General features: G+C 36.2%; 25 protein-coding genes. 7 read left to right on the top strand and 18 right to left on the bottom strand.

Going from position 1 to position 21,364, the window contains the following annotated elements; genetic code table 11:
• The first annotated feature begins 275 nt into the window (after positions 1–275).
• A complete protein-coding gene (locus tag AC3WTI_RS13680) occupies positions 276–791 on the top strand; it encodes a type 1 glutamine amidotransferase domain-containing protein (RefSeq protein ID WP_087957489.1) in 516 nt (171 codons plus the stop codon).
• A 282-nt stretch (positions 792–1,073) separates the two neighbouring features.
• Positions 1,074–1,277: a hypothetical protein gene (locus tag AC3WTI_RS13685; RefSeq protein ID WP_001063864.1), complete on the top strand. Its 204-nt coding sequence runs from the start codon at positions 1,074–1,076 to the stop codon at positions 1,275–1,277.
• Positions 1,278–1,323: 46 nt separating this feature from the next.
• Here the strand turns inward: AC3WTI_RS13685 and AC3WTI_RS13690 are convergent, their stop codons facing one another.
• Positions 1,324–2,586: an MDR family MFS transporter gene (locus tag AC3WTI_RS13690; RefSeq protein ID WP_087957488.1), complete on the bottom strand. Its 1,263-nt coding sequence runs from the start codon at positions 2,584–2,586 to the stop codon at positions 1,324–1,326.
• A gap of 105 nt (positions 2,587–2,691) precedes the next feature.
• On the opposite strand from AC3WTI_RS13690, the gene AC3WTI_RS13695 reads away from it, so the two are divergent.
• Together AC3WTI_RS13695 and AC3WTI_RS13700 are read left to right on the top strand one after the other, a co-directional pair.
• Positions 2,692–4,431: an SgrR family transcriptional regulator gene (locus AC3WTI_RS13695; RefSeq protein ID WP_253621487.1), complete on the top strand. Its 1,740-nt coding sequence runs from the start codon at positions 2,692–2,694 to the stop codon at positions 4,429–4,431.
• Between the two features lie 30 nt (positions 4,432–4,461).
• The gene (locus AC3WTI_RS13700; RefSeq protein WP_098903365.1) at positions 4,462–4,980 is read left to right on the top strand and encodes a general stress protein; all 519 of its coding nucleotides are present in this window, start codon (positions 4,462–4,464) and stop codon (positions 4,978–4,980) included.
• Positions 4,981–5,021: 41 nt separating this feature from the next.
• On the opposite strand, the gene AC3WTI_RS13705 is transcribed toward AC3WTI_RS13700, so the two are convergent.
• Positions 5,022–5,573 (bottom strand): NAD(P)H-dependent oxidoreductase, encoded by a 552-nt coding sequence (locus tag AC3WTI_RS13705; protein ID WP_098903366.1) that lies wholly within the window; start codon positions 5,571–5,573, stop codon positions 5,022–5,024.
• A 23-nt stretch (positions 5,574–5,596) separates the two neighbouring features.
• The gene (locus AC3WTI_RS13710; protein ID WP_253621706.1) at positions 5,597–6,136 is read right to left on the bottom strand and encodes an ester cyclase; all 540 of its coding nucleotides are present in this window, start codon (positions 6,134–6,136) and stop codon (positions 5,597–5,599) included.
• 169 nt (positions 6,137–6,305) lie between these two features.
• Here AC3WTI_RS13710 and AC3WTI_RS13715 point away from each other — a divergent pair, with 169 nt between their 5' ends.
• Positions 6,306–6,644 carry a winged helix-turn-helix transcriptional regulator gene (locus AC3WTI_RS13715; protein WP_087957484.1) on the top strand — a complete coding sequence of 113 codons (339 nt, stop codon included), beginning with the start codon at positions 6,306–6,308 and terminating at the stop codon, positions 6,642–6,644.
• An 82-nt stretch (positions 6,645–6,726) separates the two neighbouring features.
• Here AC3WTI_RS13715 and AC3WTI_RS13720 read toward each other — a convergent pair whose 3' ends face one another.
• The 6 genes from AC3WTI_RS13720 to AC3WTI_RS13745 all read right to left on the bottom strand — a co-directional run bounded on the left by AC3WTI_RS13720 (position 6,727) and on the right by AC3WTI_RS13745 (position 10,934).
• The gene (locus AC3WTI_RS13720) at positions 6,727–7,929 is read right to left on the bottom strand and encodes an MFS transporter (protein WP_087957483.1); all 1,203 of its coding nucleotides are present in this window, start codon (positions 7,927–7,929) and stop codon (positions 6,727–6,729) included.
• 213 nt (positions 7,930–8,142) lie between these two features.
• Positions 8,143–8,721, bottom strand: a complete 579-nt coding sequence (locus AC3WTI_RS13725; RefSeq protein WP_001996782.1) for a TetR/AcrR family transcriptional regulator — start codon at positions 8,719–8,721, stop codon at positions 8,143–8,145.
• A 129-nt stretch (positions 8,722–8,850) separates the two neighbouring features.
• Positions 8,851–9,165: a DMT family transporter gene (locus tag AC3WTI_RS13730; RefSeq protein ID WP_000539674.1), complete on the bottom strand. Its 315-nt coding sequence runs from the start codon at positions 9,163–9,165 to the stop codon at positions 8,851–8,853.
• A 2-nt stretch (positions 9,166–9,167) separates the two neighbouring features.
• On the bottom strand, positions 9,168–9,512 hold the full coding sequence (locus tag AC3WTI_RS13735) for a DMT family transporter (RefSeq protein WP_087957482.1): 345 nt from the start codon (positions 9,510–9,512) through the stop codon (positions 9,168–9,170).
• Positions 9,513–9,855: 343 nt separating this feature from the next.
• A complete protein-coding gene (locus tag AC3WTI_RS13740) occupies positions 9,856–10,311 on the bottom strand; it encodes an N-acetyltransferase (protein ID WP_087957481.1) in 456 nt (151 codons plus the stop codon).
• 128 nt (positions 10,312–10,439) lie between these two features.
• Positions 10,440–10,934 carry an Lrp/AsnC family transcriptional regulator gene (locus tag AC3WTI_RS13745; protein WP_087957480.1) on the bottom strand — a complete coding sequence of 165 codons (495 nt, stop codon included), beginning with the start codon at positions 10,932–10,934 and terminating at the stop codon, positions 10,440–10,442.
• Positions 10,935–11,138: 204 nt separating this feature from the next.
• On the opposite strand from AC3WTI_RS13745, the gene AC3WTI_RS13750 reads away from it, so the two are divergent.
• On the top strand, positions 11,139–12,050 hold the full coding sequence (locus AC3WTI_RS13750) for a DMT family transporter (protein WP_087957479.1): 912 nt from the start codon (positions 11,139–11,141) through the stop codon (positions 12,048–12,050).
• Between the two features lie 33 nt (positions 12,051–12,083).
• On the opposite strand, the gene AC3WTI_RS13755 is transcribed toward AC3WTI_RS13750, so the two are convergent.
• The 9 genes from AC3WTI_RS13755 to AC3WTI_RS13795 form a co-directional block, all read right to left on the bottom strand.
• Positions 12,084–12,569, bottom strand: coding sequence for a PRK06770 family protein (locus AC3WTI_RS13755; protein WP_144488328.1), 486 nt, complete (start codon positions 12,567–12,569; stop codon positions 12,084–12,086).
• Positions 12,569–12,970, bottom strand: a complete 402-nt coding sequence (locus tag AC3WTI_RS13760; RefSeq protein ID WP_087957477.1) for a nuclear transport factor 2 family protein — start codon at positions 12,968–12,970, stop codon at positions 12,569–12,571. Before AC3WTI_RS13760 ends, AC3WTI_RS13755 begins: the two co-directional genes overlap by 1 nt.
• Before the next feature lie 156 nt (positions 12,971–13,126).
• Complete coding sequence (locus AC3WTI_RS13765; RefSeq protein WP_001077744.1) at positions 13,127–13,531, bottom strand: DoxX family protein; 405 nt, start codon at positions 13,529–13,531, stop codon at positions 13,127–13,129.
• A gap of 160 nt (positions 13,532–13,691) precedes the next feature.
• Positions 13,692–14,756: a DUF871 domain-containing protein gene (locus AC3WTI_RS13770; protein WP_253621486.1), complete on the bottom strand. Its 1,065-nt coding sequence runs from the start codon at positions 14,754–14,756 to the stop codon at positions 13,692–13,694.
• Between the two features lie 48 nt (positions 14,757–14,804).
• The gene (locus AC3WTI_RS13775) at positions 14,805–16,169 is read right to left on the bottom strand and encodes a PTS transporter subunit EIIC (RefSeq protein ID WP_087957475.1); all 1,365 of its coding nucleotides are present in this window, start codon (positions 16,167–16,169) and stop codon (positions 14,805–14,807) included.
• A 24-nt stretch (positions 16,170–16,193) separates the two neighbouring features.
• Positions 16,194–17,078: an N-acetylmuramic acid 6-phosphate etherase gene (gene murQ, locus AC3WTI_RS13780; protein ID WP_087957474.1), complete on the bottom strand. Its 885-nt coding sequence runs from the start codon at positions 17,076–17,078 to the stop codon at positions 16,194–16,196.
• A gap of 154 nt (positions 17,079–17,232) precedes the next feature.
• Positions 17,233–18,096 carry a MurR/RpiR family transcriptional regulator gene (locus tag AC3WTI_RS13785; protein WP_000648163.1) on the bottom strand — a complete coding sequence of 288 codons (864 nt, stop codon included), beginning with the start codon at positions 18,094–18,096 and terminating at the stop codon, positions 17,233–17,235.
• A gap of 29 nt (positions 18,097–18,125) precedes the next feature.
• Positions 18,126–18,440, bottom strand: coding sequence for an outer surface protein (locus tag AC3WTI_RS13790; RefSeq protein ID WP_087957473.1), 315 nt, complete (start codon positions 18,438–18,440; stop codon positions 18,126–18,128).
• 125 nt (positions 18,441–18,565) lie between these two features.
• Positions 18,566–19,777, bottom strand: a complete 1,212-nt coding sequence (locus AC3WTI_RS13795; RefSeq protein ID WP_253621485.1) for a cation:proton antiporter — start codon at positions 19,775–19,777, stop codon at positions 18,566–18,568.
• Between the two features lie 173 nt (positions 19,778–19,950).
• Between AC3WTI_RS13795 and bcaP the strand changes: the two genes are divergently transcribed.
• Positions 19,951–21,354: a branched-chain amino acid transporter BcaP gene (gene bcaP / locus AC3WTI_RS13800; protein WP_087957472.1), complete on the top strand. Its 1,404-nt coding sequence runs from the start codon at positions 19,951–19,953 to the stop codon at positions 21,352–21,354.
• The last annotated feature ends 10 nt before the right edge of the window (positions 21,355–21,364 follow it).

Consider the following 21,364-nt stretch of genomic DNA (forward strand, 5'->3'; position numbering starts at 1 on the left):
AAAATCATCTTAAAATCCAAGGAGAAAATAAATTATCTCCTTGGATTTTTTATTTTTCTTCCTCAAACAAGAATCACCGGCACAACCGATATTTTATGATTTTACATACAAAAACGATAATACATGTTTACGTCCTAATAAAAAGGGTATGTATTAAAGTAACAGGGCAAAGGAACTGGAGGGAATGAAAAACATGAATTAAAGTTTCACTTTATAAAAGGTATTGCTCAAGGATGATTCTGAAACCGATAATACAATATAAGGAGCGGATTAGAATGAGTAAAAAAATTGCTATTTTAATAACGGATTATTTCGAGGACACAGAATACACAGAGCCAGTGGAAGCCTTTAAACAAAAAGGATATGAATTAACAACTATTGAAACAGAAAAAGGTAAAACAGTACAAGGTAAACAAGGAAATAGTGAAGTCGTAATCGATAAAGGTATCGATGATATTTCTCCAGAGAACTTTGATGCCCTCTTCATACCAGGCGGATTTTCCCCAGATATACTTCGTGCAGATGAACGTTTTGTTCGCTTTAGCAAAGCATTTATGGATGCGAAAAAACCTGTTTTTGCTATTTGTCACGGACCCCAATTACTCATCACTGCACAAACACTTGAAGGACGCGATGTGACTGGATATAAATCTATTGCGGTCGACTTGAAAAACGCTGGTGGACATTTTCATGACAAAGAGGTTGTCGTATGCCAAAATCAGCTAGTAACAAGTAGACAACCGGAGGATATACCAGCGTTTATTGAAGAATCGTTGCGTATATTAGGATAGTTACTTTGGTTAATCCCCTTTTATTTATATGACAGAATTTAATCAGTGGGGTTTTGTTCATCCCCCACTGATTATTCCCCCCTCACCAACTAGTGAGATAAAAAAGAGGGGATTCGAAAGTTCCATTTTAATGACCTTTCGAATCCCCTCTTTTCTCGTCCCAAAATTTCTAATCACTTTTCATAGGCAGTTCTCATATAGTGAAAATGACTATATAATTCCTATCCATAAGTTAAATAATGATTTTACACATATATAATACAAAAGATGGGAGCCTTATTTATGAATAACAATCCACCTTCAACGCCCCCAAATCCAACGGAAACGAATAATAATGAAGTGAGCTTACAAACGTTACGTGTCATTGGGCTTATTGTACTCATTAGTGGCTACATATTAGTAGCTCTTTCTGAAGTAGGAACGCTAAAAAATCTTTTGCTACAGCCTAGTACCACTCCAAACTTAGCTGAAGTTGATCCGTTCTAAAAATTATATAAAAAGCGAGTCTAGTTCGTTCGCTTTTTATATAGTTTTATCCAATCTGAGAAATCCCTCTCTCACCCTCATACTTCTCTCTCCCAATCGCCTTCATAAATAATAAAATACTGCTCATACCCACGATAAAGTACAGAGCACTCATGCCCCAAGATGCAAGAAATGAACCTAACATAACACCTAATGCCCCGTTCATTTTTGCCACTTGAAAGACCATTCCGTTAATTGCCATGTATGAACCTCTTGCCTCATTTGGCACCATATCTGCCATAATAGATTGACGTACTGGCACATACATCATCTCTCCCACAGTTTGGAACAGCCCTGCAATTAATAAGATCCATAAGCTATTGCTCGTTCCGAGTATTGTAAAACCAATCGTATAAATGAATAAGCCTACATATAAGATTTTCAAATCGTTAAAGCGTTTCAGCATTTTAATAAGAAGCCCCGAACATAACACAACTAAAATTGTATTCTCTGCTGAAATCCAGCTCAGCATGCGAATCCCTGTTAAATCAAATGTAACACCATCCCCGAATAAAAAGTGCACCGTTTCAAATTCATTCTGCAAACGTACTCCTAAATAATTATTAATCTGAAACTCTAAAGATAACGTACATATACTTGCTGCACAAAAAATTAAAAACGCTCTATCTTTCATTACAACTTTATAACTATCCGCCATATCTTTTAATACATTTTTCTTCTCCACCGTTTTCCGTGCTACATACACTTCTTCCATATATACAGCCATCACATATAAAGTAATAACTGCAATCACTGTTAATCCGATAAACAATTGCAATCTATAGTTCTCAAATAGTAATCCGCCAAATATCGCTCCAATCGCAATGGATAAATTAATTGCCCAGTAGTTAATGCTGTACATTACTTTTCGATTTTCAGGTGTACTCACATCAATTAACATTGCCTCTGTCGCAGGATTCATAAGTCCAGACCCTAAACTATTCACTAGCATAAAGATAAATGTTAACCACGGTGAATCTACATAATCCGAATTCGCAACTCCCATACAAGCAATGGAAATGACTTGTATACTTTGACCGATAATCATTACTTTTTTACGACCAAGCCGATCCCCAACATATCCACCGTATAAACCAATTACTAACGAAGCCATTACATTAATAAGTAGTAACGCACCAGCAATTGCACTACCTAATTTTATTGAAAAATAAATCGCCATAAATGGAAAAATCATCGTGGACACAGTACGTGTTAAAAACGAAGTTATAATTCTAATCTTTATATTTCGGTGCATACTCCAAAAACCCATTGTTTCCCCCTCCTTATGCTTACTTATTTTACTTTGAAAAAAAGGAAGAAAAAGGTTAGAATATTCTAAAGAGTTTCCCCTTTTACGATAGAAGGAAGTGTATATATGAAAATTATGGACTATTACATCCGACTAAGACTACATGCACAGGATCAACAACATATACGAAATAGCTTACAAGAATTAGCGGATGTTTTATATTGCAGTACAAAAAACGTAAAGATTTTATTAAAGAAAATGAGTGAGGAACAATTAATTCGCTGGACTCCCGGGAGAGGCCGCGGGAATAAAACGGAAATTCTATTTGCGCATAGTTTCCTAGAAGCAATTGAATCCTACACGGATGAACTGTTAGCGCAAGAAAAATTAAAGGATATCTTTCTTCTTTTAAAAGAACCTCTACCTCTTGCACTTCAAAAAAGGATAGAGAATAAACTACATCATCATTTTGGATACGAACCTTCAAATGATATGTACGACATATTAAAAATTCCTATATCGAGAAAGATATTCCCATTAGATCCGGCCTTTGTCGCTGTAACTACAGAGAGCCATCTTACGAGTCAAATTTTTGACACGTTAGTCGTTTATAACGATGTTACTGAAAAAATAGAGCCACACATTGCGCATACTTGGGAATTAAGTGAAGACGGGCTTACATGGACCTTTTATTTACGAAAAGATATACATTTTCATAACGAAACAGTTTTAACTTCTAAAGATGTACAATTTTCATTTGAACGATTAAAGCAAGTTAACTCTCCTTTCGAATGGTTAACAGAAGAAATTGTTCAAATCGAAATACTATCACCACTGCAAATTCGATTCCATTTAGCAAAACCAAATCTGTTTTTCTTACACTATGTAAGTTCCATGCAACTAGCAATCTTGCCACATGATGCTAATATTCAAGATCATCATTATATAGGTACTGGACCTTTTAAACTTGCTCATTACTCTGAAGATAATATCGTGCTCGAAGCGTTCGCCCATTATTTTAAAGAACGCGCATTATTAGACCGTATTGAATTTTGGGGTATTCCTGATCATGTGCAAATAGATGCTGATTATGAACTACCAAATGAAAAAGAGAATGAAAGACATGATATACAAATAGAAGAAATAGGTTGTATTTATGCTAGCTTCAACTTTACAAAACCTGGTCCCCATCACGACATGTACTTTCGAAAAGCTTGGAGAGAACTATATGACGTTGAAACGATACTTCGTAGCATAGATGGTAGACGGACAATTGCTGCATCAAGCTTTTTCCCTGAAAGAAGCCGCCAAGTTTCTAAAAGGTCCTACTCTTTAGAAAAAGCGAAAGAGTATTTAAAAAAGAGCACCTATAACGGAGAAACGATACATATTTATTTCTTCGCATTTAAAGACAGTGCAAATGACGCACATTTCTTAAAAGCACGTTGCGAACAATTAGGAATACACGTAGAACTTCACCCATTTCTCGTTTCAGATTATATGGATTGTTCTATCGATAAACATGCCGATATTATTTTCATGGGAGAAGTATTTGCTGCCGACCATGAACTTGCATTCTTAAACGTATTTAAAAATAAAAGTTGTTTCGTAAATCGGTTCATGGACCCTCACTATGAAAACCAAATTAACTGTTTACTTGATACCTTTTTATTAGAAGAAAATAAAAAGAAGCGCTATGAGCTCATGTATGAAATAGAAGAATTTTTACAAGCAGAACATATCATTTTATTTAACTATCACGTTTTAAAGAAAAAAACATATCCGTCTTCTTTAAAAAATGTAACAATTGATTCATTCGGCTGGGCAAATTTTGCGAAGTTATGGATACAGCCATCCACGTATTAAAATGTGAGCTTTATAAAAAGGAGAAGAACCATGAAACGCACCCTAGAAAAAAGGCTTTCCTATCTGTACACAGGTGAGTTATTTTCAGTCATTACTTTTATTTTCACAAGTTACTTACTTAATTATGCTTACCCTACGTTACATTTATATTCCCTATATTCTTTTTGGGTCTCATTTCTTCTTTTAGAGTTTATCTTATTACAAGGAATAATTTACTGGTACGTAAAGTGGAAACGACTAAAAAAAGAGAAAACATCTGTTACGCCTATTAAGATGCTTCAATATTTAAAAGTACTTAAAAAGCTAAATATAGCATTCATTATTACAGGATTTATTACGTTTACTATTGATTTTATAATTTGGTATCCCTACTTACCTTTAGGTGGGCTATCATTCAATCTATTTATTTATATTTTTGCATTACTTGAGTACATTAACTATTATCACACTCAGCTTTCATACGATAACATCTCTGATATTAAACATTTAATCAAATCAAAAAAACTAAAACAGTCCTGTATAAGTAAAGACTTTCAACGTATTTCATAAAAGAGAAGGTACTACATTCTTAGTAGTACCTTCTTCACATACTATTCTTTAATTACTCCATCTAAGTGATCTTTCAAGTTCAATGAATATTGCTCAATGTTCGGATTCTTCACCACATCATAACAAGCAAAGCTCTTTAACGGACTCATGCCAAGAAACTTTTGTACGCGATGTAAGTGGCTAAGCGCTGATTCTAAACTTTCCCCTTCAAAGAACTTCGTCTTATCTCCAAATGCCTTTTCAGGTGCATTCCAAGTTGTAGAAAACATATACTCTCTCTCTTTTAATAAACCACCTGTTCCATATTCATCAGCACCTTTAAAGAACAAACCGTATTCATATACTTCATCCATATACGTTTTAAATAAGCCTGGCACACTAAACCAGTAAATCGGCGTTTGATAAATTACAACATCAGCCCATAAAAACTTCTCTTGTTCTTCTTTAATACTATAGCCATCTTGAATCGTAGTTATTTTCACATGATGCTTCTCACTTAATACCGTTACCATATAATCGACTAACGTTCTATTTAATCGCCCTTCTTTCGTACCGTATTTTTCATGTCCATTTATAATAAATATATTTTTCATCGCTTTTCTCTCCCCTATATAATTTACTCTTCAGCTATTAACCCAAGTTGTTGTTTCAGCGTAAGATTATCTTCTAAATGCCAGTCTTCCGTTATCTTTCCGTCTTTCACATGTAAAATATCAATGGCAAAAAAATTGATTTTCTTATCATTATGCGTTCCTGTAAAAGAAAGACGAGCGGTTACTTTATCGCCAACAACTAATAAATCTTCAATCTCGCAATGTATATTAGGAACGACTTTATGAAAATTTTGCGCTGCAAACTTTAATCCTTCCGTGCCTTGTGGTCTCCCTTTCGGCAATGTATGATCGAAAAATTTTTCAGTAACAGTCTGCGGAATAAACTCCTCCTTACCTGTATCCCAAAATGCATAAAAGCGCTGCGCTGCATGAATCATTTCGGTCGCTTCCTTTTGACTGAGTGAGGGATCAATTGTCATTGCTTTTTGCTTTGGCATTTCTTTTAATAACTGGACTTCCGTTTTTTGCTCCCCACTACACGCTACAAGCACAATACATATAACAAAATAACTGCAAAATGCAAATAACTTTTTCATACTTATGGTAATCACCTCTCCTTCATACAAAACCTTTATATTTCGTATTGCTATTGTATATGTACTAACTTCCTTTATGGAAGTAGTGATATTTTTTTCATATAGTTACCAAAAATATAGTTTTGTGATACTATAAAGCAAATTCATTCAAAAAAATTTTATGGAGGCTAGTTCCATGAACAATATAGATCCAATTGAATTAACGAAAGGTATACCTGGCATACCTTGTCCTATCGCTAAAACGCTTGATGTAATTCGTACAAAATGGACGTTTTTAATCATTCGTGACCTTCTTATCGAAGGAACATTACGCTTTAGTGATTTACAAAAATCAATGGACGGGATTAGTCCGAAAACATTATCGCTTCGATTAAAAGAACTAGAGTCTCAAGGGATTATAACGAGAAAAGTATATCCAGAAGTTCCGCCTCGTGTAGAGTACACATTAACGGATAAAGGAAAGCAATTAGAGGGGATTTTCATTGAATTAAAACGATTTGGATTAAGTTTATAAAGTAAAACTTTAATCAGTGGGGGTCTTACTGCCCATTAAAGCGGGATAAAACAAAAACCCCTTACCGTCGTAAGGGGTTTTATTACTTCGCAAAACTTTCAGCTAGCTGCTTCTCTCTCCACATAAATGTAATAGCGAGACCAACTATTAAAACAACTCCTGAAAATGCATATGGATAATGAATATTCATATCAAATAATATTCCGCCCATCGCTGGTCCTGCGATATTTCCTAAACTCGTATAAGTCGAGTTCATACCAGCAACGAATCCTTGCTCTTTTCCGGCTGCTTTTGATAAAAACGTGGTTAAAGCTGGACGAAGTAAATCAAATGCAAGGAAAATGAAACACGTAACGAGAAGTACAATCCAATAATTAAAGACTACAGTTGAAACAAATGCTAATACGGCACCTACAATTAAACAGATTTGAATTAACACTTTTTCACCGAATATATCAACCAATTTACCAAACATAAATACTTGCACAACTACCCCAAAGATTGAACTAATTGTAATAATTGCCGCAATATCTTTCGGTGTGAATCCAAACTTATGATCAGAAAACAGACTAAACACAGTTTCATACGCTGATAAACCAAATGCAAGTACAAATACGATAATAAATGCGATTGCATACATTGGATGTAATGATTTCTTTAAATCACCAATAAAGCTTGATTCTTTCGTGTTGGCAGAAATCTCTGCAAGCTCTTCTTTCGTTAACGGCTCTTTTAAAATAAAGATCGAAATGACACATGCTATAAAGGCAATTGCTGCTGCAACGAAAAACGGCACACGTATACCGTACTCTGCAATAAATCCGCCAATTCCAGGTCCTATAATAAATCCAGTACTAATTGCGGCAGATAAATATCCCATCGCCTTTGGACGTTCCTGCATAGAGGTAATATCCGCAACATATGCCGTAACACCAGGCATAATAAACGCAGCACTAATTCCGCCTAACACCCTCGCTACATAAAGCATCCATACATCTTTTCCTAATCCAAAAAGAAGTTCTGAAACACCAAAAATAAATAATCCAATGATGATCATTTTCTTCCTACCGTACAGATCGACCCACCGGCCTGTAATAGGTGACGAAATGAGCTGAGCCATTGCAAACACTGCAACGAGATATCCCATCGTCTTCCCTGTTAAATGCATATCATTCATAAAGGACGGCATAACCGGAATGATTAATCCAATCCCTAAAAAAGCGATAAATATATTACTCAAAAGAATGACAAGTACCATCTTTTGTTCTTTTATCGGTTTCTTCACTTTTAACACCTCTTCCCGTAAGCTCCTCTCAAAAAAAAATAATGCCCAAGAAGCTTTTTCTTTATCCTACTATTTGTGGGCTGATCATGAGTAGAGATGCCCTACCCATTAGAATTTCACTTTATCCGTCCACACATACATACGTATTAGGTGAATGACTATCATTCATTTTCCCTCAAAAATAAACCTACCTTTTCAGACAGGTTCATCTTACTACTTCTTTATATGTAGTGCATGTGTTAAAAAATCTAGTACTTCTGCCTTTTGTAGCTCGACTTGCTCATCATCTTTATGATCATATAAATAAACTTGTTCCGCTGCTGATTCAACTAGAGCGATAAATAACTTAGCTGTTCGCTCTGCATGAACCGAATCACGAATTTCACCAGCTTCTTTCGCCTCATTTAAAAATTCACTTAGCCACATATAAAGAGGCTCATACACAGCTTCCCATTCTTTTATATGTTCTGTAGATGCAAGACCTGCATACATTAAAGCTTGTATTTCACGATACTCAGCTATAAAGTGAAACACCGCATCTATTACTTGCGTCACTTTACTTGAGAAAGGTGCATCGTTTTGCACTTTTTCTTTCACTGCAAGTATCATCTTTTCAACCATCACTTCTGCTATTGCAGGCATAACAGATAACTTAGAAGGAAAATATAAATAGAAAGTTCCTTGTGCAATGCCAGCTAATTTCACGATATCAGAAATCTTCGTTTTTTCAACGCCCTTTTCCTGAAATACTTCAATAGCCGCATAGACAATTTTCTCTTTTTTATTCATCATCTAAACCCTTTCAAACGCGTATTGAATGACTGTCACTCATTTTATAAAATAACTAGCTGTACTGTCAATTATCGTGGACTTTTTATAACAAAAATCTCCTAACGACTTGTTAGGAGATACAGCATATTTTTACGAAAGAGCCTTTAATCCTGTCACTCCGCATACAATAAGAGCCACACTAATGATACGTGCTTTACTTTTCGACTCACCAAACAGGAACATGTTTAATAAAACGGCACCTGCTGTTCCAATACCAATCCAAACCGCATACGCGACACTTACTTGTAAAAATAAGAAAGATGTATACAAGAATGCAAAGGATGTAGCAAACCCGCCTATATAAAGCGCACCATTTGCTAACGTTTTATCTTTACTATACATTTTTAGACCGATCACACCGACTATTTCACTAATTGCAGCACAAAATACGAAAAACCAACCCATCTTTAAGCAGCTCCTTCCACAGTTTCTTCTTTATTATCAGCTAGCTTTAAACCGATAACGCCAGCTACAACCATTGCGATAAAGAATAATTTCCCTACACTGAAACTTCCGCCGAAAAGGAATACATCCATTAAGAAAGTACCTACCGTACCAGCTCCGGCGAAAATGGCATACACGGTCCCTGTCGCAAGATGCTCACACGCTTTAGAAAGAAAGTGAAAATCAACAGCGATAACCCCTAAAATAATAATCCAATGCCACCAAGTATCGGCCGTATTAAAACCAAACACCCAAAAAATTTCAAAGATACACGTTAATATGACATATAACCAAGCTTTATTTTTCATACCTCTCACCTCTTATGACTGACTATCAGTCATTTTTGTTTTAAAAAAATATACTCCTTCATCACTACTATATAAACAACTATCATCCTCATTTACCGTTATATTTGTTCCATTTCCAAGCGAACTACATCCTGTTATAAAAAAATGACTGAATGTCATTCATAAATATTGTACATGAATATTTTAAAATCTGTCAATGCTGAAAATTTATTTCATCCGGTTTGTATATTTCCTAATAATCTGTTAATACTGCTAGTAACATAATATTTTCTCCACTCCCCCTTGGAGAGATCCCTTTAATAGAGCAGTTAGCGTTTGCTAGCTGCTCTTTTTTATATTTGTTTCACCCAACATACCGAATCATCGCCACCTCATCACAATAATCTACTTTTGGACAATGTCTACAATCAATCCATACTTTCTCTGGTAACGTCTCTCTATTCACAAAATCAAACCCGCACTTTTGAAAAAATTCCGTTTCATATGTTAAAGAAATAACTCTACTCACTTTTATTTTCGCTGCCTCATTTATTACATGATGCACTAACATACGTCCGATTCCTTTTCCTGCATATGTATGCGAAACGACTAATGATCGGACTTCTGCAAGGTCCTCCCCTAACACATGTAAACCAGCAACTCCAACAATTTCTTCCCCTTCTTTCATAACATATAAACATTGTAAATATTGATAGAGAGACAAAAGCGAACGCGGTAAAACTACTCCCTCTTTTGCATAAGCTTCAATGAGACTATAAATTTCTTTCACATCACTCGTAACTGCATTAAAGATTTTCATATTCTATCCCCTTGCCCCCGATATTAATATTTATAAACTGAAATGAATTTTAATACATAATTTTATATAATAATACATCTCTCTTTTCTCCCCGTCAATCACTTTGTGCAAACAAAAAACCAAGCAGCCTAATCGATGCTCGGTCCCTCATTTCGTATCGGTAATACGGTCGAATATTTAATTTCACGAAGTGCTAAACTCGTCTGTATCCTTGTAATCCCAAGCTTATTCAGCTTTCTAATAAACTGCTCTAGCTCTTTACGATCACGATTTGCAACTTTTAATAAATAATCATACTCTCCTGTTAAACAGTGACATTCTAACACTTCAGGCATCGCTTCTAACTCTTTCTCCAACACTTCAAGCTTATCCGATTGATGAATATTCGTACTCATAAAAATGAAGCATAACAAATCAAAACCAAGCTTTTCTTGATTTAAAATGGCTACTTGCTTATCAATGAATCCTTCTCCGTCTAATCTTTTTATTCTCGCATGCATCGCAGCTGGTGATAAATTAACGCGTCGCGCAAGCTCTGCATTACTTACTTGAGACTCCTTCTGCAATATATCTAAAATTTGTACGTCCAAATCATCTAACACTTTAATAACTGAAGACTCCATCAAAATTCCCCCTTTTTATTACCGATGATTATTCGAAAAAGCAACTTATAACCTATGTAAAACCGAATGTATTTCTGTAAATACCCTTCAAAACGAAATATATTATCAACTTTTAACCATTATACAAAAGAATATATTACATAATAAAGAAAAATGCTAAAATTATTTACAATTCACATTGATTACAACAAAGGGGATTTTAATATGCCTTATTTTTATGTCTTTTTACTATTACTAACGAGCTTATTATGGGGAGGAAATTTCGTCGTTGGAAAATCGCTCGTTGATCACGCGTCTCCGATGACACTTACAAGTTTAAGATGGATGATTGCGATTGTTTGTTTATTACCGATGGTTTGGTTTAAAGAAAAGAAAATCATTCCACCTCGTGCTGCAATACTTCCGTTACTACTAATGGGGATTTCAGGGGTCGCTCTTTTTAACATCTTTCAATTTTTAGCACTAGAAAAAACATCCGCAACGAATGTAGGGCTTATTTCTACATTAAATGCGATTTCAATTGCACTATTTTCAGTATTATTTCTAAAAGAAAAAGTAAACACACTTCAAATTCTATCCATGATTCTTTCATTCTTTGGGGTTATTCTTGTCCTATTAAAAGGTGATTTTTCACTTTTATTTTCATTACACTTTAATAGCGGAGATTTATGGATGATTGCGGCAGTTTGTATTTGGGGAATCTATTCTGTTTGTAGTAAATGGGCAACAAAAACAACTACACCGCTCATGGCGACGCTTTACTCTGGTATTTTCGGTGTTATTTTATTACTACCATTTAACATAGGGAGCTTCACTGTTACAAATATAAACACTTCTTTCATCACATCCCTTTTATATACAGGACTTATTTCTACCGTTCTATGCATGGTGTTTTGGAATATTGGCGTACAAAAATTAGGAGCTACGACATCCGGGATTTTTCTAAACTTCAACCCGATTTTCACAGCGATTTTAGCATTCCTTTTCCTCGGTGAAGAACTAACGTGGATACAAATTTTCGGGACAATGATCGTTGTCACAGGCTGTTATTTATTTTCTCATTTCAAAACAGTTACGGTTCAACCAACTAGAGCTTTCGTTCGAAAACATTCTTAATGAAAAAACATCGTCCTCCAAGTGGCGATGTTTTTATTTAGCCTTCATTTCTTTTATATACTGCTTTTCCTCTTCTGACGATAAACGTTCAGTTGCCTTGCCAGTATCTCCACCTTGAAGGCTCCATAAAAAGTTATGCTCCTCAACAGTTTGAGAAAAATCTCCTTTTTCCCATCTATTTATAATAGAAAGTAGCTTCGTTTTATATTGAAAACCTATACTATTTTCAATACCTTTCTTTATGCTATAAATTTCTTTTGTTGTCATTTCTACAAATCCCCATTTCTCAGAGGATTTTACCTTTTGGTGTACCATTTTGTGCATAGTAGAAATGATTTCACCTTCGCTAACTTGTGAAGCTTCTTCTGCAACTTTCTTCTCTTTTTCGTTTGCTACTCGCTGGGTTTGAATATTTTTATTTTCTTTTTCTACATATGCCAGCAATTTATTTCCGCCAACTATAGACGTGATAATTACCATAATTGTAATACATATGCCTACGCTCCATTTAAAAAGCATTATCTCTTCATCGATTCCTTAACAATATAACTGTCTACATACTGCTTAAACTTCACGATTTTTCCGTTTTCCAGCTGCCATACGTGAACAAACTCTGCTTCAAATGATTTTCCCGTTTCTTTATAAACTCCTGAATAAACACCTTCAGCAATAATTACATCTTTTCCGTTTACTTCATGGTACATATTTACACTCGCTTTATAATCATTCCATTCTGATCCTAATCGGCTAAATACATTTTTCATTATTGCTTCTGTACCTATATAAGTTCCCCCGTATGGGAATCCTTCTGCCTCTGTCCACTCTACTTTTTCAGAGAGGGCTTCTGCTAAATGTTTTGCATTCGAAGAAGCTGATCCTTCATATGTACTTCGAATAATTTCTAAATTTGATTTAGGCATGTTACTTCCTCCCGTTTTATTTATTTTTTTACACAAGATGTAATCGATACAGTTACATCTTGTGTAAAAAAATATTAAAATTGTTTTATTCTTAACCCACATGTTGTAATCATTATAGTTACAATAATGATTCAAGTCAACAATTTATAAATAAGTTTACTTCGTTTTCATTACTTTCTCTTTTAAGAAACGATCTACATATCCTTCTGCTTTTACAACGAATAAATACGCACCCATTGCTAGTAATGCAAGATCTAATTCATATCCTGGATTTTTTCCATCTCCTAATAAACCTGCTGCTCCATTTACCTTTACAATAGCTCCAGCTAAAATAAGTGCAAATAACAATCCTACATATTTTACGCCTAAACCGATAATTAATAATATACCACCAACTAATTCTACAGTTGCTACGCCGTATGCAAGACCACCTGGTAAGCCGATGCTTGTAAACCATCCTGCTACGTTATCAATACCTGATTGAAACTTCGCTAAACCGTGCGCAAAAAATGTCACTCCTAACACGATGCGAATAATTAAATTCCCAATATATTGGTTCATTTTGAACTCTCCTTTTTGTTTTGTTATGGTAAACTTTTATTTACAAGTCAAAACAATACGGTATTTCATTTCATTCGTCAAATACTTTTTTAAAGAAAACAAAAAACATTATCCCATTTACGGATAATGTTTTCTTACAAAATGGCGCTAATTCAAGCTTTTACTCTATTGCACAAAAAAGTTGAAACATTTTTCCAGCGCCAATATACGGCAATAAAGACAAGTCCTCCTCTACAACCATTCCAACAACATTCACTTTCTTATCTACAGGCAAATCCTGTACAACCACCTGTATCTCCCCAGCATATCTACCGTACAATTCATTATCAATTGTAATGCTACCTTTCTTTCTTACAATGGTATGCATCGGCTGTACAACCACCTTATTCTCTTCTCGTGATTCTACAGAGCGAATGACATCACGAGCTGGATCTAGTCTATTTGTATGCACCTGTTCTACCATTTTTAACACTTCACTTTTCTCTAGCAATGGCTCATACCGCAGCGGAATAACCCCTCTACTCGCACTTGCTATCTCTTGTACACTTTCTACACTTCCACTTATATCCCCGATTAACACCTTATCGACACCACAATGTTGTACAAGTTCTAAGTACGCTTCAAGCGGACGCATATTGCGGTGCTTTTCTAACGTTGGTAAACCTTCATATAGCGGACCACGTTTTTCACCATCTCCCGGAATAAATGCCATCGTTTTTATTCCGCACTCATGTAAATATTCGTTTTGCTTTTGTAAGAATGACTTTGCTAGCCCTGTTTCTGGACGCGGATAAAAATTATGCCACGCTTCTATATTCCCTACCTTTATATTTTCTATGACTAACTCTTTCCAAAATGATTCTGTAATCGTACTCGCATTTAAAGCTACTTTCATCTGATGAGATACGCATGCGATTTCTTTCGGCGTGATGCCATAGTCCATTCGTAAGCCAGTAATGCCCCAGTCCAGTAGCTCCTCCACATTTTCATATGTCATTCCTAAATGATGTAACGATTTTGGAGAAACATCGACCATTAATTCCATGTCATTTTCAAGAGCTTGCTTCCCAAGTATTTGAATTAACTCTTTATACGTATTGGGATCATCTTCAGGAATGTGCAATGATGTAAAAATAGATGTAAACCCGTTTTCCTTCGCTACTTTTAGCCACTCTTCTTGCTTCTTTACTCGTTCTTTTGCAAGGTAAATTGAAACTCCGATCATATGAATCTCCCTTTCTATGAATAGAAAAAGAGAAAGGAATCCCTTTCTCTATATGTTTTCTGCCATTTCTTCTTTGAATCCGAAGAAGTACGTAAAGATAAATCCAAAAGTATATGCCACTACTAATCCAAGGAAATATAAAAAATATTTATTATCTGCAATTAACGGAATTAATGATAATCCTGATACGCCAATTCCGAGTGCGGCTGTTTTCATAACTGCTTGGAATGCACCGCCAACTGCTGCTCCTAAACAAGCTGTAAGAAACGGTTTCCCAAGTGGTAGTGTAACTCCGTACAATAACGGTTCCCCAATTCCTAAAAACCCAACTGGTAATGCACCTTTAATTACGTTACGAAGTCGCTTGTTTTTTGTTTTTACAAAAATCGCAATCGCTGCTCCTACTTGCCCAGCTCCAGCCATTGCGAGTACTGGTAATAAAGGTGTTACGTGCGTTTGATTAATAAACTCCATATGAATCGGTGTTAAACCATGATGCAAACCGACCATAACGAGCGGTAAAAATGTTCCAGCAAGCACTGCTCCCGCAAACGCTCCACCAATACTTAAAATACCATTAATGCCGCTTGTAATTCCTTCAGATAAGAAACCTGCTACCGGCTGAATCGCTAACATCGTTACGATACTTACGACTAACACAGTAATGAGTGGTGTCACAATAATATCAACTGCATTTGGCACTGCTTTTCGAACTTGTCTTTCCACTACAACCATAAGCCACGCTGCAAAAATAACAGCAAACAATCCGCCCCGTCCGGGTACGAGCGCTTCACCGAATAATTTCACATTCGCCATCGCCGGGTTAAAAATTAAAATACCAGCAATTGCCCCAAGAACTGGAGTCCCGCCAAATTCTTTAGCTGTATTCCATCCGACTAAAATGCCTAAGAATGTAAAGATACCGCCGCCAATAAGTAGTAGCATTTGTAACCACGTTGCATTCGGATCAGCACCTGCGTTTTTCGCAAAGTTAGCGACCCCGTTTATAATACCTGACGCAACAAGGCCCGGAATTAATGGAATGAAAATACTTCCTATTTTTCTTAAAAAGTTTTTCACTGGTGTATTATTTTTCTTCTTAATCTCTGACTTCATCTCTTCCCCAAGGTCTTCAAGGTGATGATCTGCCACCTCACCAATTCGTAGTCCAGTTAAACCTTCCATTTCAGCTGCTACTTTATTTACTGTCCCTGGTCCAACAACGACTTGAAGCGTCTCATCTTCAATAACGCCCATAACCCCTTCAACCTTTTTCAAAAGGTCCATATTCACTTTACGTTCATCATGAAGCGTTAATCGCAGTCTCGTCATACAATGAGCAATGCCGCGAATATTTTTTACTCCCCCAAGTTGTTCTGAAATTTCTCTGGCCATTCTCTCTTCTTTCTTCATAATAGAATCCCCCTCCCTATTATTTTATAATGCCTTCTTCACAAACCCTTTCGCTTCTTTTAATTTCTGCAGTGCTTCCCCATGCTCACACTGTAATAACACCATAACAATCGCAGCTTTCACATTACGTTCTGCCTTTTCATAATACTCTGCCGCTACTTCATAACTAACACCTGTTGCTTCCATAATAATTCGTTTTGATCGTTCTACTAATTTTTCATTTGTAGATTGCACATCTACCATTAAATTTTTATATACTTTCCCAACACCAATCATAGAAGCTGTTGAAATCATATTCAGCACTAATTTTTGCGCTGTACCAGCTTTCAAACGCGTTGATCCTGTTAAAATTTCTGCGCCTGTTTCTACTTCCACTTTTAGGTTTGCATATTTACTTATTTCAGCATTTTTATTACAGGAGATACTAGCTGTACTCGCTCCTACACTATTCGCGTACTTCAAGCCACCAATAACATAAGGAGTTCGACCACTTGCTGCAATTCCAATCACTGTATCTTTTTCATTTAATCCAATACTCTTTAAATCTTCTTCTGCTAACTCTTCGCGGTCTTCAGCACCTTCCACCGCTTTAGTAAACGCTTTCAATCCACCTGCTATAAATCCTTGCACCATTGTATCATCTGTGCCAAATGTCGGCGGGCATTCAACCGCATCTAAAATACCTAAACGGCCACTCGTACCAGCCCCAATGTAAATTAAACGGCCCTCATCTTCAAAGGATTTAATAACAATCTGTACAACTTTTTCAATTTCTTCTATTTCATTTTCAACTGCTAACGCAACAGTTCGATCTTCTTCATTCATACTTTGTAACACTTCTTTTATGCTCATCTCATCTAAATTCATCGTCTTCTCATTACGATGTTCTGTCGATAAATTTTCTAACATATTACCACCTACTTTGAAATTTAATTTCATACTTTTATTATAACTTCAAGAAATTTAAAATCAATATTACTTTATTATTTTATGAAATTTAATTTCTTTTCATGACGAATTTATGTCCGTCCGTATGCAAAAAAAGATGGGTTTCCCCATCTTCTCATTTTAGCTTCCGTAATCGCAAAGCTTCTTCTCTTGTTTCCATAAATTGATCTAGCACTTTATTACCAATGCGATTAAACGTGATGACATATAAAGCATCAATCATATTGAGTTGTGTCATTCTCGAAGCAATGCTTGCAATACGGTGATCTTGTTCTACATCTGGCATACAAAGACGAATATCCGCCTCTTTATATAACGGCGATGATTGATCAAGCTTCGTAATCGCAATAACTGTTGCACCTTGTCTCTTCGCATATTGCGCCATTTCAAGTACATCTTTCGTACGACCAGATGTTGAAATTGCCACAAATATATCGCCTTCTTTTAAATTCGTCACAAGCGGCAACATCATGTGAAAATCAGATAGCATCATCGCTGTAAATCCGAGCCTTGTAAATTTATAAGCCCCGTCCATCGCCGGAGTAGCTGATCCACCGACTCCGTAAAAGATAATTTTATCTGCATTTACAATACGGTCCGCTGCTTTCTCCAGCTCCTTCTTATCTATAGCCGTAACGCTCGCCTCAATTGCAGCTTTATTCACATACGTAACTTTATTAAACAAGTCGTACGGTCCATCTTCCGTATTCATCACTGAAAAATCATTAATATTATAATCAGCAATCGTTAATTCACGAACGAGTGCGATTTTAAATGCTTTAAAGCTCCCAATACCAATCGACTTACAAAAGCGAACAACACTCGCTTCACTTGCGCCTGCATTCGTTGACACTTCTTTCGTCGTTAAGTTCGGAACAATCTCTGCATTCTCCATTATGTACATGGCAACCTTCTTTTCAGCTGGTGAAAATTGATCCATATTACTTTCAATTTTAAATAGTAACGTTGAAGCTTTCACTATTTAACCTCCACTTCTTACGGTTGCTTTCATTTATTTTCTCTTGTTTCAAAAAGATAAAAACCATCATCGCCAGGAGGATGGTGAACGATTACAGTTCGATCCCCTTTTTTATATGCCGTTATTTCACCTTCAGACTTCTGTTTCTCCCAACCACCTATCCAAATCGCAAAGTCAGGTACAAAAGAAGTGTACTTATAGTCTTTTTGGTTTTCGTCTTCTACATAGGAAGAAAAAATAGAAACTGGAAACTCTTTCACTTTTGATTCTTTCCATGCGGTAAATGGTATGCATAGTGCAATAAGTGTGATTACACCGATAACCTTCCCCTTCGTAATCTTCACACATTTTCTCCCCTCGACTTATCATATACGTAGATTTTACCATAATTACAACCTATTCACGCTATATGACCATTGCTTTTCCAAATAAAAAAAGAGCTTACCTACATGAGATAAGCTCTTCCTCTCTATACAAAATACTTCTTCAAAAGCGGCGGCGTAATGATCGTCGTCAATATAACAACAATAACAATCGCTGTGAAATTTTCTTTCGCTAATAAATTTGCCGTAAGTCCATTTGCAGCGATGATAAGCGCTACTTCACCACGCGATACCATCCCCGCTCCGATACTAATAGAAGATTGAAGGTTGAACCCTGTTAGTCTTGCTCCTAAACCTGATCCGATTAACTTTGTAAAAATGGCAATAAGCGTCATAATGATAATGAACCAAAGCTGACTTCCAATGCCTTGAAATGTAATTTCCATTCCTATACTTACGAAGAAGACCGGTACAAATATCGCATACGCAATCGGTTCAATTTTATGTTCTACTTCGTGCTTATACTCTGTTTGAGAAATGGCAATTCCGGCTGCAAATGCGCCAATAATACCTGCAATTCCCATCATTTCACTGTAATACGAAAAAGAGAAACAAATAATAAGAGCTGCACTAATTAATGCCTCAGTCACACGAAGCGGTACAAGCATTTTCATAATCCACGGAACAACTTTCCATGCGATAAAAACTATGCTGACGAAGAAAATAATTTTCTTTACGATAACAAGTGTTATATTCACATCTTGCGTTCCTAAAAAACTCATAACAAACGCTAATAAAATAACGACGATAACATCATCAAATACGGCAGCACCTAAAATCGTTGTACTTTCTCTCGTATTCATTTTCCCTAAATCTCTTAGCGTTTGCACCGTAATACTAACTGACGTTGCGCAAAGTAATAAACCTAAAAAAATGGCATGGGATTGTATTAATCCAAACAACAATCCTGTTACATAACCACCGATGAAAGGAAAAATAATTCCACCAGCCGCGACTGCAAATGACGATTTCAAATTCCGATTTAACTCTTCTAAATCAGTTTCAAGCCCTGCCATAAACATAAGTAGTAAAACACCAATCTCACTCAGTTCATCAATTAATTCAGAGCTATTAATAATACCGAGTACAGCTGGACCGATAATAATACCGACAATTAATTTACCAAGTACAGAAGGCTGGCCGAGTCTCACGCTAATATCGCCAGCTAATTTCGTACAAAGTAAAATGACAACAAGTTCAAAATAAAATAACATAGCATCTGCTCCTACTTTAACTTTAATGAGTGGGTCGTTAACCCTCGTCCATTCCTGCCAGTAGTTTCCCCTATTCGTTCGCATTTTATTTGTCACATTTTTATTTGACAAAATATTCTGAATTATATTAAGATTAATCCAGCAATTTTAAAAATTATATACCATAACTGTACCTCCATTTACTTACATACTCTTTTCTAGTGGGCTCCTACTATATTCGCAGTTATGGAAATGAAAAAACGGGGGGAGAGTCCAAAGTGAAGTCATTATTACGAAAAAAAGCGCTTAGTACTGAATCACCACGGCAGTTAAATAGAACATTAACTGCACTTGATTTAACGTTTTTAGGAATTGGCGCCGTAATTGGGACAGGGATCTTTGTATTAACAGGTATTGTCGCAGCGAAACATTCTGGTCCTGGTATTATGCTATCATTCCTTATTGCTGCATTTACTTGTGCTTGTGTAGCCTTTTGTTATGCCGAATTTGCTTCTTCTATTCCAGTCTCAGGAAGTGTGTATACTTACGCATATATGACAGTCGGAGAAGTCGTCGCCTTCATCGTCGGCTGGTGTTTAATGCTAGAATATTTACTTGCAGTCGCCGCAGTAGCTGTCGGTTGGTCTGGTTATTTACAATCTTTACTACAAGGATTTAACGTCCATCTACCCGCCATAATCGCCTCGGCCCCTGGCGTAGGAAAAGGTGGCCTCATTGATTTACCAGCTGTTTGTATTTTACTACTCATTACTGGTCTTTTAAGTTTCGGTATACGCGAAAGCGCACGCATTAATAATATTATGGTTCTTATTAAGTTAGCTGTTATTATCGCCTTTATCGTAGCAGGCGCGAAATATGTAAAACCTGAAAATTGGACGCCGTTCATTCCATTCGGATACGACGGTATCATTACCGGAGCTGCCACTGTATTCTTCGCCTTCTTAGGCTTTGATGCAATCGCAACCGCGGCGGAAGAAACGAAAAAACCACAGCGTGATTTACCAATTGGCATTATCGGTTCCCTTCTTATTTGTACTGTTTTATATATGATTGTATCTTTCGTTTTAACAGGTATGGTTCCGTATACACAATTAGACGTTTCTGATCCAGTTGCGTTTGCCTTACATTTCGTTGGTGAAGATACAATTGCAGGACTACTCGCTGTTGGAGCGATGACTGGAATGACAACCGTTCTCCTCGTCGTTATGTATGGACAAGTTCGTGTCTCTTATGCGATGAGCCGCGACGGTCTACTTCCAAAAGCGCTATCACGTGTAAATAACAGAGTGAAAATCCCTTTATTAAACACGTGGATCACCGGCTTTGTTGCAGCTTTATTAGCAGGACTTTTAGATCTACACGTATTAGCTAATTTAGTGAACATCGGTACGTTAACAGCCTTTACATTCGTTTGCTGTGCGGTACTTATTTTACGAAAAACACACCCTGACTTAAAACGCGGATTCCGTACACCTTTCGTACCTGTATTACCAGTTGTCGCAATTCTTTGCTGTTTATATTTGATGGTTAATTTATCTAAAACGACGTGGATTAGCTTTATAGCTTGGCTTATAGTCGGCTTATGCTTCTATTTCTTCTACTCTAGAAAACATAGTCATTTAGCTACTGAAAAAACAAATGATGAGCAGAAAAAAGCATAACAAAATAGCT

The sequence above is a fragment of the Bacillus sp. EB106-02-03-XG38 genome (assembly GCF_058792175.1).

What these genes read in the sequence shown, in the direction of transcription:
- AC3WTI_RS13680 (WP_087957489.1), top strand. Translation starts at nt 276, where the DNA reads ATGAGTAAAAAAATTGCTATTTTAATAACGGATTATTTCGAGGACACA.
- AC3WTI_RS13685 (WP_001063864.1), top strand. Translation starts at nt 1,074, where the DNA reads ATGAATAACAATCCACCTTCAACGCCCCCAAATCCAACGGAAACGAAT.
- AC3WTI_RS13690 (WP_087957488.1), bottom strand. Translation starts at nt 2,586, where the DNA reads ATGGGTTTTTGGAGTATGCACCGAAATATAAAGATTAGAATTATAACT.
- AC3WTI_RS13695 (WP_253621487.1), top strand. Translation starts at nt 2,692, where the DNA reads ATGAAAATTATGGACTATTACATCCGACTAAGACTACATGCACAGGAT.
- AC3WTI_RS13700 (WP_098903365.1), top strand. Translation starts at nt 4,462, where the DNA reads ATGAAACGCACCCTAGAAAAAAGGCTTTCCTATCTGTACACAGGTGAG.
- AC3WTI_RS13705 (WP_098903366.1), bottom strand. Translation starts at nt 5,573, where the DNA reads ATGAAAAATATATTTATTATAAATGGACATGAAAAATACGGTACGAAA.
- AC3WTI_RS13715 (WP_087957484.1), top strand. Translation starts at nt 6,306, where the DNA reads ATGAACAATATAGATCCAATTGAATTAACGAAAGGTATACCTGGCATA.
- AC3WTI_RS13725 (WP_001996782.1), bottom strand. Translation starts at nt 8,721, where the DNA reads ATGATGAATAAAAAAGAGAAAATTGTCTATGCGGCTATTGAAGTATTT.
- AC3WTI_RS13730 (WP_000539674.1), bottom strand. Translation starts at nt 9,165, where the DNA reads ATGGGTTGGTTTTTCGTATTTTGTGCTGCAATTAGTGAAATAGTCGGT.
- AC3WTI_RS13735 (WP_087957482.1), bottom strand. Translation starts at nt 9,512, where the DNA reads ATGAAAAATAAAGCTTGGTTATATGTCATATTAACGTGTATCTTTGAA.
- AC3WTI_RS13740 (WP_087957481.1), bottom strand. Translation starts at nt 10,311, where the DNA reads ATGAAAATCTTTAATGCAGTTACGAGTGATGTGAAAGAAATTTATAGT.
- AC3WTI_RS13745 (WP_087957480.1), bottom strand. Translation starts at nt 10,934, where the DNA reads ATGGAGTCTTCAGTTATTAAAGTGTTAGATGATTTGGACGTACAAATT.
- AC3WTI_RS13750 (WP_087957479.1), top strand. Translation starts at nt 11,139, where the DNA reads ATGCCTTATTTTTATGTCTTTTTACTATTACTAACGAGCTTATTATGG.
- AC3WTI_RS13755 (WP_144488328.1), bottom strand. Translation starts at nt 12,569, where the DNA reads ATGCTTTTTAAATGGAGCGTAGGCATATGTATTACAATTATGGTAATT.
- AC3WTI_RS13760 (WP_087957477.1), bottom strand. Translation starts at nt 12,970, where the DNA reads ATGCCTAAATCAAATTTAGAAATTATTCGAAGTACATATGAAGGATCA.
- AC3WTI_RS13765 (WP_001077744.1), bottom strand. Translation starts at nt 13,531, where the DNA reads ATGAACCAATATATTGGGAATTTAATTATTCGCATCGTGTTAGGAGTG.
- AC3WTI_RS13770 (WP_253621486.1), bottom strand. Translation starts at nt 14,756, where the DNA reads ATGATCGGAGTTTCAATTTACCTTGCAAAAGAACGAGTAAAGAAGCAA.
- AC3WTI_RS13775 (WP_087957475.1), bottom strand. Translation starts at nt 16,169, where the DNA reads ATGAAGAAAGAAGAGAGAATGGCCAGAGAAATTTCAGAACAACTTGGG.
- murQ (WP_087957474.1), bottom strand. Translation starts at nt 17,078, where the DNA reads ATGTTAGAAAATTTATCGACAGAACATCGTAATGAGAAGACGATGAAT.
- AC3WTI_RS13795 (WP_253621485.1), bottom strand. Translation starts at nt 19,777, where the DNA reads ATGCGAACGAATAGGGGAAACTACTGGCAGGAATGGACGAGGGTTAAC.